Origin of the sequence: Microbacterium sp. NPDC008134, assembly GCF_042957055.1 — a bacterium.
Lineage (GTDB): Bacteria > Actinomycetota > Actinomycetes > Actinomycetales > Microbacteriaceae > Microbacterium.
In genome coordinates, this window is sequence record NZ_JBIBHO010000001.1 from 1592694 (window position 1) to 1608545 (window position 15852).

17 protein-coding genes are annotated in these 15852 nt (G+C 67.7%); 10 read left to right on the forward strand and 7 right to left on the reverse strand.

Annotated features, from left to right (window positions below):
• Nucleotides 1–5: 5 nt before the first annotated feature.
• Entirely contained in the window at nucleotides 6–878 is an 873-nt protein-coding gene (ftsY, locus tag ACFY9N_RS07485) for a signal recognition particle-docking protein FtsY (RefSeq protein WP_391477791.1), read from the forward strand.
• A gap of 44 nt (nucleotides 879–922) precedes the next feature.
• Nucleotides 923–1423: a DUF2004 domain-containing protein gene (locus ACFY9N_RS07490; RefSeq protein WP_391477792.1), complete on the forward strand. Its 501-nt coding sequence runs from the start codon at nucleotides 923–925 to the stop codon at nucleotides 1421–1423.
• Between the two features lie 30 nt (nucleotides 1424–1453).
• On the opposite strand, the gene lipA is transcribed toward ACFY9N_RS07490, so the two are convergent.
• Together lipA and lipB are read right to left on the reverse strand one after the other, a co-directional pair.
• A complete protein-coding gene (gene lipA, locus ACFY9N_RS07495; RefSeq protein ID WP_391477794.1) occupies nucleotides 1454–2443 on the reverse strand; it encodes a lipoyl synthase in 990 nt (329 codons plus the stop codon).
• Nucleotides 2440–3078 (reverse strand): lipoyl(octanoyl) transferase LipB, encoded by a 639-nt coding sequence (lipB, locus tag ACFY9N_RS07500; protein ID WP_391477795.1) that lies wholly within the window; start codon nucleotides 3076–3078, stop codon nucleotides 2440–2442. Before lipB ends, lipA begins: the two co-directional genes overlap by 4 nt.
• 94 nt (nucleotides 3079–3172) lie before the next feature.
• On the opposite strand from lipB, the gene ACFY9N_RS07505 reads away from it, so the two are divergent.
• Together ACFY9N_RS07505 and ffh are read left to right on the forward strand one after the other, a co-directional pair.
• The gene (locus tag ACFY9N_RS07505; protein ID WP_391477797.1) at nucleotides 3173–3760 is read left to right on the forward strand and encodes a TetR/AcrR family transcriptional regulator; all 588 of its coding nucleotides are present in this window, start codon (nucleotides 3173–3175) and stop codon (nucleotides 3758–3760) included.
• A gap of 61 nt (nucleotides 3761–3821) precedes the next feature.
• A complete protein-coding gene (ffh, locus tag ACFY9N_RS07510; RefSeq protein WP_391477798.1) occupies nucleotides 3822–5378 on the forward strand; it encodes a signal recognition particle protein in 1557 nt (518 codons plus the stop codon).
• On the opposite strand, the gene ACFY9N_RS07515 is transcribed toward ffh, so the two are convergent.
• Complete coding sequence (locus ACFY9N_RS07515; RefSeq protein ID WP_391477800.1) at nucleotides 5275–6240, reverse strand: EamA family transporter; 966 nt, start codon at nucleotides 6238–6240, stop codon at nucleotides 5275–5277. The two genes, ffh and ACFY9N_RS07515, sit on opposite strands and share 104 nt — an antisense overlap.
• 78 nt (nucleotides 6241–6318) lie before the next feature.
• On the opposite strand from ACFY9N_RS07515, the gene ACFY9N_RS07520 reads away from it, so the two are divergent.
• Complete coding sequence (locus ACFY9N_RS07520) at nucleotides 6319–7218, forward strand: LysR family transcriptional regulator (RefSeq protein ID WP_391477802.1); 900 nt, start codon at nucleotides 6319–6321, stop codon at nucleotides 7216–7218.
• 72 nt (nucleotides 7219–7290) lie between these two features.
• Here ACFY9N_RS07520 and glpK read toward each other — a convergent pair whose 3' ends face one another.
• The 3 genes from glpK to ACFY9N_RS07535 form a co-directional block, all read right to left on the reverse strand.
• Nucleotides 7291–8805, reverse strand: coding sequence for a glycerol kinase GlpK (gene glpK / locus ACFY9N_RS07525; RefSeq protein WP_391477803.1), 1515 nt, complete (start codon nucleotides 8803–8805; stop codon nucleotides 7291–7293).
• 35 nt (nucleotides 8806–8840) lie between these two features.
• On the reverse strand, nucleotides 8841–9596 hold the full coding sequence (locus ACFY9N_RS07530; protein WP_247622605.1) for an MIP/aquaporin family protein: 756 nt from the start codon (nucleotides 9594–9596) through the stop codon (nucleotides 8841–8843).
• 87 nt (nucleotides 9597–9683) lie between these two features.
• Nucleotides 9684–11393, reverse strand: a complete 1710-nt coding sequence (locus tag ACFY9N_RS07535; protein ID WP_391477804.1) for a glycerol-3-phosphate dehydrogenase/oxidase — start codon at nucleotides 11391–11393, stop codon at nucleotides 9684–9686.
• Between the two features lie 101 nt (nucleotides 11394–11494).
• Between ACFY9N_RS07535 and ACFY9N_RS07540 the strand changes: the two genes are divergently transcribed.
• On the forward strand, nucleotides 11495–12466 hold the full coding sequence (locus tag ACFY9N_RS07540) for a sugar-binding transcriptional regulator (RefSeq protein WP_391477805.1): 972 nt from the start codon (nucleotides 11495–11497) through the stop codon (nucleotides 12464–12466).
• Between the two features lie 5 nt (nucleotides 12467–12471).
• On the opposite strand, the gene ACFY9N_RS07545 is transcribed toward ACFY9N_RS07540, so the two are convergent.
• Complete coding sequence (locus tag ACFY9N_RS07545) at nucleotides 12472–13623, reverse strand: glutamate--cysteine ligase (RefSeq protein WP_391477806.1); 1152 nt, start codon at nucleotides 13621–13623, stop codon at nucleotides 12472–12474.
• A 207-nt stretch (nucleotides 13624–13830) separates the two neighbouring features.
• Between ACFY9N_RS07545 and rpsP the strand changes: the two genes are divergently transcribed.
• The 4 genes from rpsP to trmD are packed head-to-tail and all read left to right on the forward strand — an operon-like array spanning nucleotide 13831 to nucleotide 15836.
• Complete coding sequence (gene rpsP / locus ACFY9N_RS07550) at nucleotides 13831–14268, forward strand: 30S ribosomal protein S16 (protein WP_391477807.1); 438 nt, start codon at nucleotides 13831–13833, stop codon at nucleotides 14266–14268.
• Between the two features lie 6 nt (nucleotides 14269–14274).
• Nucleotides 14275–14505 (forward strand): RNA-binding protein, encoded by a 231-nt coding sequence (locus ACFY9N_RS07555; RefSeq protein ID WP_391477808.1) that lies wholly within the window; start codon nucleotides 14275–14277, stop codon nucleotides 14503–14505.
• On the forward strand, nucleotides 14489–15121 hold the full coding sequence (rimM, locus tag ACFY9N_RS07560) for a ribosome maturation factor RimM (RefSeq protein ID WP_391477810.1): 633 nt from the start codon (nucleotides 14489–14491) through the stop codon (nucleotides 15119–15121). The genes ACFY9N_RS07555 and rimM overlap by 17 nt, the downstream gene beginning before the upstream one ends.
• Nucleotides 15122–15140: 19 nt before the next feature.
• Nucleotides 15141–15836, forward strand: a complete 696-nt coding sequence (gene trmD / locus ACFY9N_RS07565; RefSeq protein ID WP_391477811.1) for a tRNA (guanosine(37)-N1)-methyltransferase TrmD — start codon at nucleotides 15141–15143, stop codon at nucleotides 15834–15836.
• Nucleotides 15837–15852: the final 16 nt, after the last annotated feature.

Here is a 15852-nt window from a genome sequence, read left to right on the forward strand (position 1 = left end):
GGGGGATGGCGGAGAAGTCCTGGTCCCTCGGTCGCGCGCTGCGCGGCATGTTCGTCAAGCCCACGATCGATGAGACGACCTGGGACGATCTCGAGACCGCGCTGATCACGGCGGACTTCGGTCCGGACATCAGCGAGCGGATCGTCGATGAGCTCCGGGAGAAGGTCGAGCGATACCGTACGACCGATCCGAAGGATCTCCAGCGCATGCTGCGAGAGACGCTCGAGGAGCATTTCGCGAAGTTCGACACGACCCTGAAGCTCACGGAGCGCCCTGCCGTGGTGCTCGTGGTGGGTGTGAACGGTGTCGGGAAGACGACCACGATCGGCAAGTTCACGAAGTTCCTGCGCGGGTTCCAGCGCAGTGTCGTCGTGGGCGCGGCCGACACCTTCCGCGCGGCGGCCGTCGACCAGCTGGCCACCTGGGCCCAGCGCGGCGGCGCCGCCATCGTGCGGCCGCAGCAGGGAGGGCAGGATCCCGCGTCGGTCGCGTTCCAGACCATCGAGTACGCGCAGCGCGAGGGGATCGAGATCGCTATCATCGACACCGCCGGGCGTCTGCACACCAAGGGCGGTCTGATGGACGAGCTCGGCAAGATCCGCCGAGTGGTCGAGAAGCAGGCGCCGATCAGCGAGGTGTTGCTCGTGCTCGACGCCACGACCGGTCAGAACGGTGTGATGCAGGCGGAGTCGTTCCTGCAGCATGCGGGCGTCACCGGACTCGTCCTCACGAAGCTCGACGGCTCCGCCAAGGGCGGTTTCGTCCTCGCGGTTCAGGAACGCACCGGCATCCCCGTGAAGCTCCTCGGTCAGGGCGAGGGTATCGATGATCTGACCGGATTCACCCCGCACGTGTTCGTGCAATCACTCGTCGGATGACGACGGGACTACCGTCGCGAGCATGAGGCTGGTTTCATAGCGGTATGGCGATCGAACACGACTACTTCGGGCTCCTCTCCTCAGGGCCGGACGGATCGATCTTCTGGTCGGAGACGGTCGAACTCGGTGACCAGAGTGTCACCGTCGACCTCACCGCGCCCGATCAGGACGACGTGTCCTCCGAGGCGCTCGACATCGCCGCCTCGCTGATCGCCGGACTCGAGAACGTCGACGGCACGGCACGCCGCGGGATGCTGTCCGAGGTCGACGACAGGACGAGCGAGGTGACCGAGTACATCCTGCAGCAGCAGGAGGCCTACGGTGATGACCTGCCCGATGTCCTCGTCGATGTTTCGGGCGACGCCGCCGTCGACATCATCCGCTCCCTCCGCCTGATGAGCATGACGATCCTCGCCGACGAGCACGGAGGATCCGAGCCTTTCGCCGTGCTCGAGTACGCGCTCGACGCGGGCACGACCGACGACGTCCTCCTGGTGAATCTCGGATCCGACGGCAGTGTGCAGTCGGTGATGAGCGCGGACTGACGCGACGAGGTCTGCGAGGGCGACTGCCGCTCAGACCGCCTGGGCGAACCCGAGGTCGGCACTGTCGGCGATGTGGGCGAGGTGCGCCGGGATCTCGCGTCCCTTCGACGCCATCGACTGCGCCCACAGGCGCCCCGCGCGGTAGGAGGAACGCACGAGCGGGCCGGCCAGCACGCCGAGGAATCCGATGCGCTCGGCCTCGTCCTTGAACTCCACGAACTCCGCAGGCTTCACCCACCGTGCCACCGGGAGATGGCGCGGTGACGGGCGCAGGTACTGCGTGATGGTGATGATGTCGCACCCGGCCTCGTGCAGGTCCTGCAGCGCTTGGACGACCTCCTCCGGCTCTTCGCCCATGCCCAGGATGAGGTTCGACTTGGTGATGAGGCCGGCGTTCCGCGCCTGCGTGATGACATCGAGTGAGCGCTCGTAGCGGAACGCCGGACGGATGCGCTTGAAGATGCGCGGGACGGTCTCGACGTTGTGGGCGAACACCTCGGGGCGGGCGTCGAAGATCTGGCCGAGGAAGGCCGGGTCGGCGTTGTGCTCGTTGGCCAGCAGCTCGACACCGGTGTTCGGGTTGAGCTCGTGGATCTTGCGCACCGTCTCGGCGTTGAGCCAGGCTCCGGTATCGGGCAGATCGTCGCGTGCGACGCTCGTCACCGTCGCGTAGCGGAGGTTCATCCGGACCACGCTCTCGGCGACCCGACGCGGCTCGTCGGTGTCGTAGTCGGCGGGCTTGCCGGTGTCGATCTGGCAGAAATCGCAACGGCGCGTGCACTGCGAGCCCCCGATGAGGAACGTTGCCTCGCGGTCCTCCCAGCACTCGAAGATGTTGGGGCACCCGGCCTCCTGGCACACCGTGTGCAGATCCTCGCTCTTCACGAGCGACTGCAGGGCGGTGTACTCCGGGCCCATCTTCGCCTTGGTGCGGATCCATTCGGGCTTGCGCTCGATCGGCGTCTCGGCGTTGCGTACTTCGAGGCGGAGGAGCTTGCGCCCCTCGGGAACAGCGGTCATGCGGTGACTCCTGTGTACTCGGTGGCGAAGGTGCGGATCACGGAGGAGAGGACATCGGCGGGGGAGACGTCCGCCCCCACGATCTCGCTGATCGTGGTGACGCCCGCGTCGGTGATCCCGCACGGGATGATGTCGCGGAAGCCCGCGAGCGAGTTGTCGCAGTTGAGCGCGAACCCGTGCATCGTCACGCCCTGCTGCACACGGACGCCGATCGCCGCCACCTTGTCCTCGGATAGCGGGCGCCGCACCCAGACACCGCTGCGGCCGGAGACCTGGTAGCCGTCGACACCGAGGGGTCGGAGGATGTCGATCAGCAGCTGCTCCAGGCGTCGTACATGGGCGACGACGTCGAGCGGCTCCTCGAGTCGGACGATGGGGTACCCGACGAGTTGCCCCGGGCCGTGCCAGGTGATCTTTCCCCCGCGGTCGACGTCGATCACGGGCGTTCCGTCGGCGGGACGCTCGTGCGGTTCGGTGCGTTTGCCGGCGGTGTACACGGCTTCGTGCTCGAGCAGGATCAGCGTGTCGGGGCGAGTGCCGTCGACGACGTCGGTGTGGATCCGTCGTTGGAGGTCCCAGCCGTGGGCGTAGGGAACGAGATCCGGAGCGAGTCCGGCCGTCACGATGTCGAGCATCCGATCTCCCGTCGGCGTATTTTTGGAACGCGTCCAACAATACGCCCTGAGAGGGAAGCGACGACGCACCGGCGCGGCGCGGTAGCGTGAGGGCATGAAGTCCACCGGTCGTGCCGGACGCCCGAAGGCGTCGTCCCGGGAGACGCTCGCCGAGGCCGCGTGCGAGCTCTTCCTCGAACAGGGATACGAGTCGACGTCGATCGCCGAGATCACCCGACGGGCGGGCGTGAGCAGGTCGAGCTTCTTCAACTACTTCACCTCGAAGGGCGACGTGCTGTGGTCGGGCCTCGACGCTCGCATCGACGAGGCATCCGAGGCTCTCGATGCTCTCGGCCGAGGCGCGAGCGACGCGGACGTTCGCGGGATCCTGCTCGACGCGGTGCGGGAATTCGCCCCCGACCCGCTGGCCCTCGCGCTGCGCAACGTCGCTGCGATGGGTCTCGACGACGAGCTCCCGCGCGATGTGGGCGTGCGCCAGGCGCGATTGGCTGCGGCGATCGCGCGGGCGGCGCGGACCTCGGGGATCGGCGAGGTGCGCGCCGATATCCTCGGAGCAGCGTATGCCGCCGCGGTACTCTCGTCGTTGCGCGTCTGGGCGGAGCAGGGGGCGGGGCGCGCCGCTCCCGAGAGCGTGCTGCGAGAGGCGCTCGACGTCATCGGCGATCTCCGCTGGTCGCGCTGATCCGAACAGCCGGGTCGAGCCGACGATCCGTCGCGACCGACTCGCGTAGAATCGGAGCACCATGGCTACGTTTGGCACGCTTTCCGATCGGCTCACCGAGACCTTCCGCAATCTGCGCACGAAGGGAAAACTCACCGCGAGCGATGTCGACGGCACCGTGCGCGAGATCCGCCGCGCGCTGCTCGATGCCGACGTCGCGCTCGCGGTCGTCAAGGACTTCACGGCGAAGGTGCGCGAGCGCGCGCTCGGTGACGAGGTCAACAAGGCTCTGAACCCTGCCCAGCAGGTCGTCCAGATCGTCAACGAGGAGCTCGTGCAGATCCTCGGCGGCGAACAGCGCCGGCTGCAGTTCGCCAAGACGGCTCCGACGGTCATCATGCTCGCCGGACTCCAGGGGTCCGGAAAGACCACGTTCGCCGGCAAGCTCGCCAAGCAGCTCGAGGGCGAGGGGCACACGCCTCTCCTCGTGGCCGCCGACCTCCAGCGTCCGAATGCCGTCAACCAGTTGCAGGTCGTGGCCGAGCAGGCCGGAGCCACCGTCTACGCCCCCGAGCCGGGCAATGGCGTCGGGGATCCGGTCAAGGTATCGCGCGACGGCGTCGAGCACGCGCGTCGACAGCAGCACGACGTCGTGATCATCGACACCGCCGGACGTCTCGGCGTCGACGCCGAGCTCATGAAGCAGGCGGCGGACATCCGCGCCGCGGTGCAGCCCGACGAGGTCCTGTTCGTGATCGACGCGATGATCGGTCAGGACGCCGTCAACACGGCGAAGGCGTTCCAGGAGGGTGTCGACTTCACCGGTGTCGTGCTCTCGAAGCTCGATGGCGATGCGCGCGGTGGTGCCGCGCTCTCGGTCGCATCGATCACCGGCCGTCCGATCATCTTCGCCTCGACCGGTGAGCGCCTCGAGGATCTCGAGCCCTTCCACCCGGATCGGATGGCCAGCCGCATCCTCGATCTCGGTGACATCCTCACCCTGATCGAGCAGGCGCAGCAGGCGTTCGACGAGGAAGAGGCGATGAAGGTCGCCGAGAAGCTCGCGACCGAGCAGTTCACCCTCGAAGACTTCCTCGAGCAGCTTCAGCAGATGAAGAAGATGGGCTCGATGAAGAAGATGCTGGGCATGCTTCCCGGCATGGGCCAGATGAAGCAGCAGCTCGACGATTTCGACGAGCGCGAGATCGACCGCACCGAGGCGATCATCCGCTCGATGACGCCGGGGGAGCGCCGCAACCCGAAGCTCCTCAACGGCTCGCGCCGCCTGCGCATCGCGCGGGGTTCGGGCATGACGGTGACCGACGTGAACCAGCTCGTCGCCCGGTTCGACCAGGCCGCGAAGATGATGAAGACCGTCGCGCGCGGCGGCACCCCGAACATCCCCGGTATGGGGCCGGTTCCCGGGATGGGGCGTCCCGGGGCATCGTCCAAGCGCGGCAAGAAGGGCAAGTCCTCGGGCGGATCCCGCTCGGGCAACCCGGCCAAGCGTGCTGCCGAGAACTCCGGAGCGGTCGCTACCGCACAGCCGACCGGTTCGGGCTTCGGCCTGGGCGGCGGTGCGAAAGCGCCGACCGAGGCCGATCTCGCCGAGATCCAGAAGCTGTTCGGCAAGAGCTGACGGCTCGCCCGGGTCGATTCGCCACCTGGCCACCGATCAACGCGGTGAGTACCACGGCGATCCCGATGCCCTGGGCCGCCGTGAAGGTCTCGCCGGACACGACGACACCGAGAACCGTCGCCACGACCGGCGACAGCAGCGCGAGGAGTCCGGGCGCGATCACCGGGAGCTGCTGGATGCCGCGGAACCACAGCGTGTAGGCGAACAGGCCGCCGACGGTCGCGAGCCAGAGATAACCGAGCGCGGCCGTCGCATCGATGGTCGGCGGTACGCCCTCGAGCAGAAGCGTGAGAGGCAGCAGCACCAGTCCGCCGGCGGAGAGCTGCCATCCGGCGTATCCGACCGGGCCCACGCCCTCGGGTCGGCCCCAGCGCTTGGTGAGCACCATTCCGGCGCCGGTCGCCGTCACTCCGCCGAGGGCCGCGAGGACTCCCCAATAGTCGAGCTCGGACGCCGGGCCGAGCACGATGAAAGCCACCCCCGCCGTACCCGCCAACGCGGCGATCGCCGAGAGAGGGCGGATGCGCTCCCGCACGACCAGTGCCCCAAGCGCGAGCACGATCAGCGGCTGCGCGCCGGCGACGGCCGCGGCCACTCCGCCGGGGAGACGTTCGGCGGCGAGGAAGAGCAGGGGGAAGAACGCGCCGATGTTGAGGACCCCGAGCACCAGGGCCCTACCCCACCACGCGCCGCGCGGGAGGGAGCGCGCGAAGACGATCGCGATCAGTCCGGCGGGGAGCGAGCGCAACAGTCCAGCGAAGAGCGGATGCCCTGGCGGCAGCATCTCCGTCGAGACGAGGTACGTCGTCCCCCACGCCATGGGTGCGAGAGCGGTGAGGAGGAGGAGGCGGAATCGAGGCATCACCTCAGCCTGATCGCCTTACTCAGATGAGTCCAACGCATCCATCTCATGATTTGCATGACATGCGATCATGGTCGGGTGGAACTGCAGCAGATGCGTTACGTCGTCGAGGTGGCCGCCACGCTGAGCTTCACCCGAGCGGCCGAGCGATGTTTCGTCACGCAATCCGCGCTGAGTCACCAGATCGCAGCTCTGGAACGGGAGCTGGGGCAGCGGCTCTTCGTGCGCTCGAGTCGCGACGTCCGGTTGACAGAGGTGGGCGAAGCACTCCTCCCGCATGCTCGCAGCGCGCTCGACTCCGCGGAGCGCGCCCGCGACGCGGTGGCCGCAGATCCCGAGATGCTCGCGGGCACCGTGCGCATCGGCATCATCCCGACCGTCGCCGCCGTGGGTGTTCCCGCCCTCCTCTCGGCGTTCCGTGCGGCGCACCCGGCGGTACGCGTGGAACTGGAGATGGGCAACAGCGACGCCCTCGCCGCGAAGGTGCGACGCGGTGATCTCGACGTGGCGCTGCTCGGTTTGCGCGTCGGGTCGGTTCCGCAGGGGGTCGGGTACCGGGAGATCGCGTCCGAGCACCATCGCGTGGTGGTTCCCGCAGCACACCGCCTCGCGACGAGCGAGAAGCTGCGCCTGAAGGATCTCGCCGGAGAGACGTTCGTGGACTTTCCTGCAGGGACCTCGGGGCGGGCGCAGACCGACGTGGCGTTCAGCGATGCGGGCGTCCACCGCGACGTCGCATTCGAGGTCGACACGGCCGGCATCATGCTGGGGCTCGTCGCCGGCGGCCTCGCGATCGCGCTTCTCACCCCCGGAGTGATCCCCGAAGGGCTCGCGGGTGTGTGCGCCATCGACGTCGTCGACGGTCCGCGCCGCACGGAGTACGTGGCGTGGGATCGCGAATCGCCGCGTCGGGTCGCACGAGCACTGCTGGCGGTGTTCGAGCGAGAAGCAGCCGCGCACTCGGCATCCGACGACTGATCGGGTGCGGGAACGGCGAAAGGGCGGGCCCGGAGATAATCTCCGAACCCGCCCTCACGTGGTGATGCTGCGTTACTTGACGTCCTCGTCGACCCAGTCCATCGACTTGGTGACGGCCTTGCGCCACAGGCGCAGCTGGCGGTCGCGCTCGTCGCCCTCCATCGTGGGCTCCCAGCGGCGGTCTTCCTGCCAGTTGGCGGACAGGTCGTCGAGACCGCTCCAGAAACCGACGGCGAGACCGGCGGCGTACGCGGCGCCGAGAGCGGTCGTCTCCGCGACGACCGGTCGGACGACCGGCACGCCCAGGACGTCCGCCTGGAACTGCATCAGCGCGTCGTTGGCGACCATGCCGCCGTCGACCTTGAGCTCCGTGAGATCCACGCCCGCATCCGCGTTGACCGCGTCGAGCACGTCGCGGGTCTGGAAGGCCACGGCCTCCAGCGCGGCGCGCGCGATGTGGTTCTTGTTCGCGTAGCGGGTGAGACCCACGATGGCTCCGCGGGCATCCGGTCGCCAGTACGGGGCGAACAGTCCGGAGAACGCGGGGACGATGTACACGCCGCCGTTGTCCTCGACCTTGTCGGCCAGCTCCTCGACCTCGGGGGCGGAGGAGATGATGCCGAGCTGGTCGCGCAACCACTGGATCAGCGATCCGGTGACGGCGATGGAGCCCTCGAGCGCGTAGTGCGTCGGAGCGTCGCCGAGCTTGTAGCCGACGGTGGTGAGCAGACCGTTCTTCGAGTGGACGATCTCCTCGCCTGTGTTGAAAATGAGGAAGCATCCCGTTCCGTAGGTGTTCTTGCTCTCACCCGTCTGGAACGCGGCCTGTCCGAAGGTCGCGGCCTGCTGGTCGCCGAGGATGCCCGCGATCGGGGTCTCGCGAAGCAGCGAGGAGTCCTCTGCCGCACCGTAGACCTCGGACGAGGAGCGGATCTCCGGCATCATCGAGCGCGGCACACCGAACGCCTCGAGGATGTCGTCGCGCCACTCGAGCGTCTCGAGGTCCATGAACATCGTGCGCGAGGCGTTCGTGACGTCGGTCACATGCACACCGCCGTCGACGCCGCCCGTGAGGTTCCAGAGCACCCAGCTGTCGGTGGTGCCGAAGATGAGATCCCCGGCCTCCGCCTTCTCGCGCGCGCCCTCGACGTTCTCGAGGATCCAGGCGATCTTGGTGCCCGAGAAGTACGTCGCGAGGGGAAGACCGACGATCGGCTTGAATCGCTCGACGCCGCCGTCCGCCGCGAGGCGGTCGACGATGTCCTGCGTACGCGTGTCCTGCCAGACGATCGCGTTGTAGGCGGGCGTGCCGGTGGTCTTGTCCCAGACGACGGCCGTCTCGCGCTGGTTGGTGATGCCCACCGCCGCGATGTCGTGACGGGTGAGGTCTGCGCGGCTCAGTGCGAGGCCGATGACCTCCTGCACGTTGCGCCAGATCTCGGAGGCATCGTGCTCCACCCAGCCGGCCTTCGGCAGGATCTGCTCGTGCTCCTTCTGGCCCGTCGCGATGATGCTGCCCTTCTTGTCGAAGATGATCGCGCGGCTGGAAGTGGTTCCCTGATCGATGGCGAGGATGTAGTCAGCCATTGTGTGTTCTCCTTTGAAGTGGGATTCGGGTGGCGTCAGGCGGCGAGGCCGAGAAGTGCGGGAGCGGCGAAGGCCGCGATCGCACCACCGATGAGCGGTCCGACGACCGGCACCCAGGAGTAGCTCCAGTCGCTCGAGCCCTTGCCCTTGATCGGGAGGATCGCGTGCGCGATGCGGGGGCCGAGGTCACGGGCCGGGTTGATCGCGTAGCCGGTCGGTCCACCGAGCGAGGCGCCGATGGCGACGACGAGCAGCGCGACGGGGAGTGCGGTGAGCGGTCCGAGGCCTCCGGGCACGCCGACCTCGATGTCGCCGTAGTCGGCGAATCCGAAGATCACGAACACGAGGACGAACGTTCCGATGATCTCCGTGACGAGGTTCCAGCCGTAGGAGCGGATCGCGGGGCCGGTCGAGAAGACGCCGAGCTTGTTGGCGGCCTCCGGCTCCTCGTCGAAGTGCTGCTTGTAAGCGAGCCAGACGACGATCGCACCGAGGATCGCACCGAGCAGTTCAGCTGCGGTGGCGACGAGGAACATCGTGAAGGTGATCTTGCCGGCGATCGCCAGGCCGATACCCACGGCCGGGTTCAGGATCGCACCCGAGTACGCCGAGACGATGACACCCGCGAACACCGCGAGGCCCCATCCCCAGTTGACCATCAGGAAGCCGCCGCCGAAGCCCTTGTTCTTGGCGAGGGCGACGTTGGCGACGACACCGCATCCGAGGAGGACCAGCATCGCCGTACCGACGAACTCCGACAGGAAATAGAGACCGAGATTGACATCAGGCATGTCTTCTTTGACCTTTCTTACGTGTCACGTCATCCCTGCCGTGACACTTCTTGGGTTACGTCGCGGGGAGGCGACGGTTCCTTCTCGTCAGCCGCGGGTGCGGGACGAGATGTCGAGGCCGTGCCGCTCGTTCAGCAGCTGGCGGGTCTGTTCGAGTTCAGCATCGTGCCTCGCGCGGTCCCAGTCCAGTAGCGGCGCGAGCGCGTCGGCGATCTCATCGAGCACCTCGGCGTCGGCATGGCCGGTGAACGCGATGCTCGTCCGACGCAGGATCACGTCCTGGAGACGGGCGACGAGCTCGTTCTGCACCATCCATTCGAGCTCGCGAGTGGAGAGGTCGCCGCCGGCGAGCGGTGCGTCCGGGCCCTGCTCGACGTACTCCCAGACCTGGGCGGCGCGGGTGCCGTAGCGCGCGAGGAGCTTCTCGGCGCGGTCTCCGGCGCCGGCGAGGTTCTCCTGGATCCAGATGCGCTTCGCCTTCTCGGTGCGCGGGAAGTCGCGGCCGCCGCCGATCGCACGGCCGGCTGTCGACACCGTGCGGGTCCGGTTCAGCAGACCCAGGACCACGTCCGACAGCGACTCGCCGAGTGCACGGAAGGTGGTCCACTTGCCGCCGACCAGGCTCACGAGTGGAACGGCGCCCTTCCGGTCGACCTCGATGCGGTAATCGCGCGAGACGAAGCCGGGTGCGGTGTCCTCGTGGCGGGGGAGCGGGCGGATGCCGGAGAACCGGTACACGATCTGCTCGCGGTCGACCGCGATCTGCGGGAACACGTGGTGGATCAGGTCGAAGAAGTAGTCGACCTCTTCCTCGGTGCACACGGCGACCTCGCGCGGATCAGCGTCGATGTCGGTCGTTCCGACGAGGACCTTGCCCTTGAGCGGGTAGATCAGCACGATGCGGCCGTCGGAGTGCTCGAAGAAGATCTCGCGCCCACGCGTGGCTGCGAGCAGTTCCGGGTGGTCGAGCACGATGTGCGATCCCTTGGTGCCGCCCATGAAACGCGTGTCGGTTCCCAGAGCGTCGTTCGTGAGATCGGTCCACGGGCCGGAGGTGTTGACGACGACGTCGGCCTTCACCGTGAACTCCGTGCCGCTCTCGCGGTCGCGGAGAACGATGTTCTCGCCGTCGCGGGCGATCGCCTCGACGTAGTTGAGGGCGTGCGCACCGGGGTGCGCGGACCGGCCGTCCTGCAGGACGTCGAGCGCGAGGCGCTCGGGATCGTGCATCGACGCGTCGTAGTACGTGGCCGTGTACTTGATGTTCGGGTCGAGGGCCGGAAGCTCGGCGAGCGAGCGCTTGCGCCCGAGGAAGCGGTGGCGCGGGACGCTGCCGCCGTCGCGGGAGAAGGTGTCGTAGATCGTCAGACCGATCTTGATGAGGAACGCGCCGCGCTCCTGGGGCTTGCCGCTCTTGTGCGTGAGGAAACGCAACGGCGCGGACAGGATGCCCGAGAACGTGGAGTAGATCGGGATCGTCGTCTGGAGGGGCTTGACGTAATGCGGCGCGATGCGCAGCAGACCGTTGCGCTCTTCGACCGACTCGCGTACGAGACGGAACTCGCCGTTCTCGAGATAGCGGATGCCGCCGTGGATCATGTGGCTCGACGCCGCCGAGGCGCCCGAGGCGAAGTCGCCGCGTTCGACGAGGACGACGTCCACGCCCTGGAGGGCGAGGTCACGGAATGTCGATATTCCGTTGATGCCGCCGCCGATGAGCAGCACCGTCGTACGTCCGGATTCACGGAGCGCGCGTACGTCGTCGCGCTCTGCAGATGAGTGTGTCGATTCGATCATTCTCGAGCTCGCTTCCTTGCTTGCCCCCAGCATCGACCTCTCGTCCGCTGTGCGCAAGCCCAGTGCACATATGTGCAAGGATCGAGGGCGAGGAGGCCGCCGTGGCAGATCACAGTGCACATCCGCGGGACGGAAAGCTGGTCGCCGCGCTCACCGCTGCGCAGCTGTACTACATGCAGGACAAGACGATGGAGGTCATCGCCCGCGAACTGGGAACCTCTCGTTCGTCCGTCTCGCGTCTGCTGAGCTACGCGCGGGAGAGCGGTCTGGTCGACATCCGCATCAATTCGCCGCTCGAGCGACTGGGGATGCTCGAGCAGCGGATCCGCGATCGTCACCGGATCGTCGCGCACGTCGTGCCGATGCCGGAGATCGTGAGCGAGGTGGAACGTCTGGAGCGGGTTGCGTTGACCGCGGGGCGGCTGCTGTCGCAGTTCGTCGAGTCCAACATGGTGGTCGGCGTGGCGTGGGGGTCGACCATCAGTGCGGTCAGCCGTGGCCTCACCCAGAAGGAGACGCACAACACGACATTCGTGCAGTTGAACGGCGCGGGCAACACCCAGACCAGCGGGCTCGACTACTCCAGCGACATCCTGCAACGGTTCGGCAGCGCCTTCGGCGCACAGGTGCAGCAGTTCCCCGTGCCCGCATTCTTCGACGACCCGGCTACGCGGGAGGCGATGTGGCGGGAGCGGAGTACGCGACGCGTCCTCGACCTGCAATCGAAGATGGACATCGCGGTCTTCAGTCTCGGATCGCCGGCAGCCGAAGTGCCCAGTCGTGTCTACGTCGGGGGCTATCTGGGCCGCGAGGACTATCGGAGTCTGCGGGAGGATCACGCGATCGGCGACGTGGCGACCGTCTTCTTCCGCGCCGACGGATCCTGGAAGGACATTCGACTCAACGCCCGGGCGACCGGTCCGACGCTCGATCGGCTGCGCCGCGTTCCCCGGAGGGTCTGCGTCGTGTCCGGCGTCCCGAAGCTCGCCAGTGTCCGCGCCGCGATCGCCGCGGATCTGATCACCGACGTCGTGCTCGACGAGGGGCTGGCCCGCCGCCTGGCGGAGGACTGAAGAGATCAGGCCTCGTTCGTCGATGCCTCCGGGCCGGAGCGGAATTCCCGGATGAGGTGCTGCACGACCTCGCCGAGGTCGCCGTCGGCGGCATCCGCGACCGCCACCTGCCGGGCGTAGCTCGCCCCGTCGCGCAGGATCGTGGCGACGCTGGCGAACTCCCTCTCGCAGGAGAGCGATCGCGCGACCGGGGCGAGTTCATCGAGGGTCTCGGCGAGGTGATCCCTCACGTCGCGCTGCGTTCCGGAATCGTCGACGATCACCCGCGCGTCGAGTCCGTAGCGTGCCGCACGCCACTTGTTCTCGCGGTGGAACCACGAGGGCAGGGTCGGAAGGGGGCGCCCCTCGTCGAGCTCTCGCGAGAAGTGCTCGACGAGCACCTGCACGAGCGACGCGACCGCCGCGAGCTCCGGCAGTGTCGACATGCCGTCGCACGCGCGCACCTCGATCGTGCCCCAGCGGGGTGCGGGGCGGATGTCCCATCGCACCTCGGAGGCATCCTTCATCACGCCGGTGCGCACCATGTCTTCGAGATAGGACTCGAACTGCGCCCAGTCGTGCAGGGGCCAGGGGAGTCCGGCGGTCGGCAACTGCTGGAACACGAGTGCACGATTGGACGCGTATCCCGTGCGCTCCCCGGCCCAGAACGGACTCGATGCCGCCAGCGCCTGCAGATGAGGAAGGTAGGCGGTGAGCGCGTTGATGATCGGGAAGACCTTGCGGTGATCGTCGACACCGACGTGCACGTGGATGCCCCAGATCATCATGTTGCGTCCCCACCACTGCGTGCGCTCGATGAGCGTGTGGTACCTCGTCTTGTCGGTGACCTGTTGGTCGTACCACTGTGCGAAGGGGTGGCTGCCGGCCGACAGCAACTCGATCCCGATGGGCTCGGTGGCTTCACGCACGGCGGAGATCGCGCGGGCGATGTCATCCACGGCATGAGCGACGGATCGGCCGACGCCGCTCGTCACCTCGATCGTGTTGGTCAGCAGCTCGCCGGTGACGGTGTGGCGCTCGCTCGCGCTCTGCTCTTCGAGCACATCGAGGAGTTCGGGCGCCCGTCCCGTCAGATCCCCGGATGCCGGATCGGCGAGCATGATCTCCCACTCCAGGCCGACGGTGGAGCGGGCTGACGGGGCGAACTCGAGCGTCACGTGCACATTCTGGCACGCGGCCGGTACGACACGACAAAGCGCGAGTCCTCACGTTTCGCGCCCGGGCTCGGCATCTGGCAGAATAGAGGGTCGGACGGCATGCTCGACCCTCTATCCAGCATCCGTCCTCCCTTTGAGCTTCCGCCGGATGTGCACCCCACTCTCCAGGCGATCAGTTCGTTTCCTTCCACACAATTCAGGAGAATCGTGGCTGTCAAGATTCGTCTCAAGCGCCTGGGCAAGATCCGTGCGCCGTACTACCGCATCGTCGTCGCCGACTCGCGCACCAAGCGCGATGGTCGCGTGATCGAGGAGATCGGCAAGTACCACCCCACCGAAGAGCCCTCGTTCATCGAGGTCGACTCCGAGCGTGCGCAGTACTGGCTCTCCGTCGGCGCGCAGCCGACCGAGCAGGTCGCCGCGATCCTCAAGATCACCGGTGACTGGGGCAAGTTCAAGGGCGACGCCGACGCGAAGTCGACCCTCAAGGTCGCCGAGCCGAAGGCCGCCTTCGAGGCCGACTCCTCGAAGAAGTCCGTCGTCAAGCCCAAGGCGGAGAAGAAGGTGGAGGCTCCCGCTGAGGAGGCTCCCGCCGCCGACGCCGACGCGGAGGCCGCTGAGGCTCCCGCCGCCGACGCAGAGTAATCCGTCGTGCTCGCCGCCGCGCTCGAACACATCGTCAAGGGGATCGTCGATCACCCGGAGGATGTGCACATCACCGCTTCCACCTCGCCGCGAGGCGATCTCCTCGAGGTGCGCGTGCACCCCGATGACCGTGGACGCGTGATCGGGCGCGGCGGCCGCACGGCCAAGGCACTCCGTACGCTCGTCGCCGCCCTCGCCGACGGCCGTCGCGTGCGCGTCGATGTCGCGGACGACTGACGTGGTGCCGCAGGACACGCAGCAGGGCAAGAACCAGCTCCGGGTGGGGCGCCTCGTGAAGGCCCACGGCCTCAAGGGCGGACTCAAACTCGAGCTGTACACCGACAACCCGGAGCGTCGTTTCGTCACGGGTGCCGAGTTCACGTTGCAGGTGCCCGAGGCATCTCCGTGGCACGGCAAGACCATCACCGTGCGCGAGTACCGGGTGATGAACGGCAACCCCGTCGCCTTCTTCGAGGACGTCGACGACCGCACCGCCGCCGAAGGCCTCGTGCGCGCCATCCTCTGGATCGATCAGGACGTCGACGAGACCGAGGACGACGCGTGGTTCGACCACCAGCTCGTCGGCCTCGACGTCGTCCGCGACGATCTGGTGATCGGACGCGTCCAGCGCGTCGAGCACTTCCCCGCGCAGGACCTTCTCATCGTCAAGGCCGGCGACAAAGAGGTCATGGTGCCGTTCGTGTCGGCGATCGTGCCGACGGTCGACGTCACTGCGGGTCGGGTGATCGTCACGCCGCCGGCCGGGCTCTTCGAAGAGCTTCCGGATGCCGATGACGAATCGTCCGTGCCCGAGGAGTCGGGTCCTGCCGAGGATTCCCCGGCGGCCGAGTAGCGGCTGAGAGGTCACTCCCGTGCGCATCGACGTCCTCTCCATCTTCCCGTCGTACTTCGACGGGCTCACGCTCTCCCTGCTGGGCAAGGCGCGTGACGCCGGCCTCCTCGACCTCAACCTCCACGACCTCCGGGACTGGACCTCCGATCGTCACCGGACCGTCGACGACACCCCGTACGGCGGTGGTGCCGGCATGGTCATGAAGCCGGAGCCGTGGGGCCTCGCTCTCGATGAGGTCGCCGGGGCATCCGAGCGCCCGACCATCATCTTCCCGTCGCCGGCCGGTGAGGTCTTCACGCAGGCGACCGCACGCGACCTCGCGACGCGGAAGCACATCGTTTTCGGCTGCGGCCGCTACGAGGGCATCGACGAACGGGTCTTCGAGTACGCCGCGGCGCTCGGCGAAGTACGCCTGATCAGCCTCGGCGACTACGTCCTCAATGGCGGCGAGGTGGCCACGATGGCCATGATCGAAGCCATCGGGCGCTTGGTCCCGGGGGTCGTCGGCAATCCGGAGAGCCTGGTCGAGGAATCGCACGAGGACGGCCTTCTGGAGTACCCCTCGTACACGAAGCCGGCGATCTGGCGCGAGCGCGAGGTGCCCGATGTGCTCCTCAGCGGCAACCACGCGCGCATCGCGCAATGGCGCCGTGAGCAGCAGTTCGAGCGCACGCGTGCCCGTCGGCCGGACCTGCTCCCCGACGACGCCGACTGAGCAGGCCTGCCGCGAC

What these genes read in the sequence shown, in the direction of transcription:
- ACFY9N_RS07515 (WP_391477800.1), bottom strand. Translation starts at nt 6,240, where the DNA reads ATGCCTCGATTCCGCCTCCTCCTCCTCACCGCTCTCGCACCCATGGCG.
- rimM (WP_391477810.1), top strand. Translation starts at nt 14,489, where the DNA reads ATGTCGCGGACGACTGACGTGGTGCCGCAGGACACGCAGCAGGGCAAG.
- lipB (WP_391477795.1), bottom strand. Translation starts at nt 3,078, where the DNA reads ATGCTCGACATCGTGACGGCCGGACTCGCTCCGGATCTCGTTCCCTAC.
- glpK (WP_391477803.1), bottom strand. Translation starts at nt 8,805, where the DNA reads ATGGCTGACTACATCCTCGCCATCGATCAGGGAACCACTTCCAGCCGC.
- ACFY9N_RS07490 (WP_391477792.1), top strand. Translation starts at nt 923, where the DNA reads ATGGCGATCGAACACGACTACTTCGGGCTCCTCTCCTCAGGGCCGGAC.
- ACFY9N_RS07535 (WP_391477804.1), bottom strand. Translation starts at nt 11,393, where the DNA reads ATGATCGAATCGACACACTCATCTGCAGAGCGCGACGACGTACGCGCG.
- ACFY9N_RS07505 (WP_391477797.1), top strand. Translation starts at nt 3,173, where the DNA reads ATGAAGTCCACCGGTCGTGCCGGACGCCCGAAGGCGTCGTCCCGGGAG.
- lipA (WP_391477794.1), bottom strand. Translation starts at nt 2,443, where the DNA reads ATGACCGCTGTTCCCGAGGGGCGCAAGCTCCTCCGCCTCGAAGTACGC.
- ffh (WP_391477798.1), top strand. Translation starts at nt 3,822, where the DNA reads ATGGCTACGTTTGGCACGCTTTCCGATCGGCTCACCGAGACCTTCCGC.
- ACFY9N_RS07530 (WP_247622605.1), bottom strand. Translation starts at nt 9,596, where the DNA reads ATGCCTGATGTCAATCTCGGTCTCTATTTCCTGTCGGAGTTCGTCGGT.
- ftsY (WP_391477791.1), top strand. Translation starts at nt 6, where the DNA reads ATGGCGGAGAAGTCCTGGTCCCTCGGTCGCGCGCTGCGCGGCATGTTC.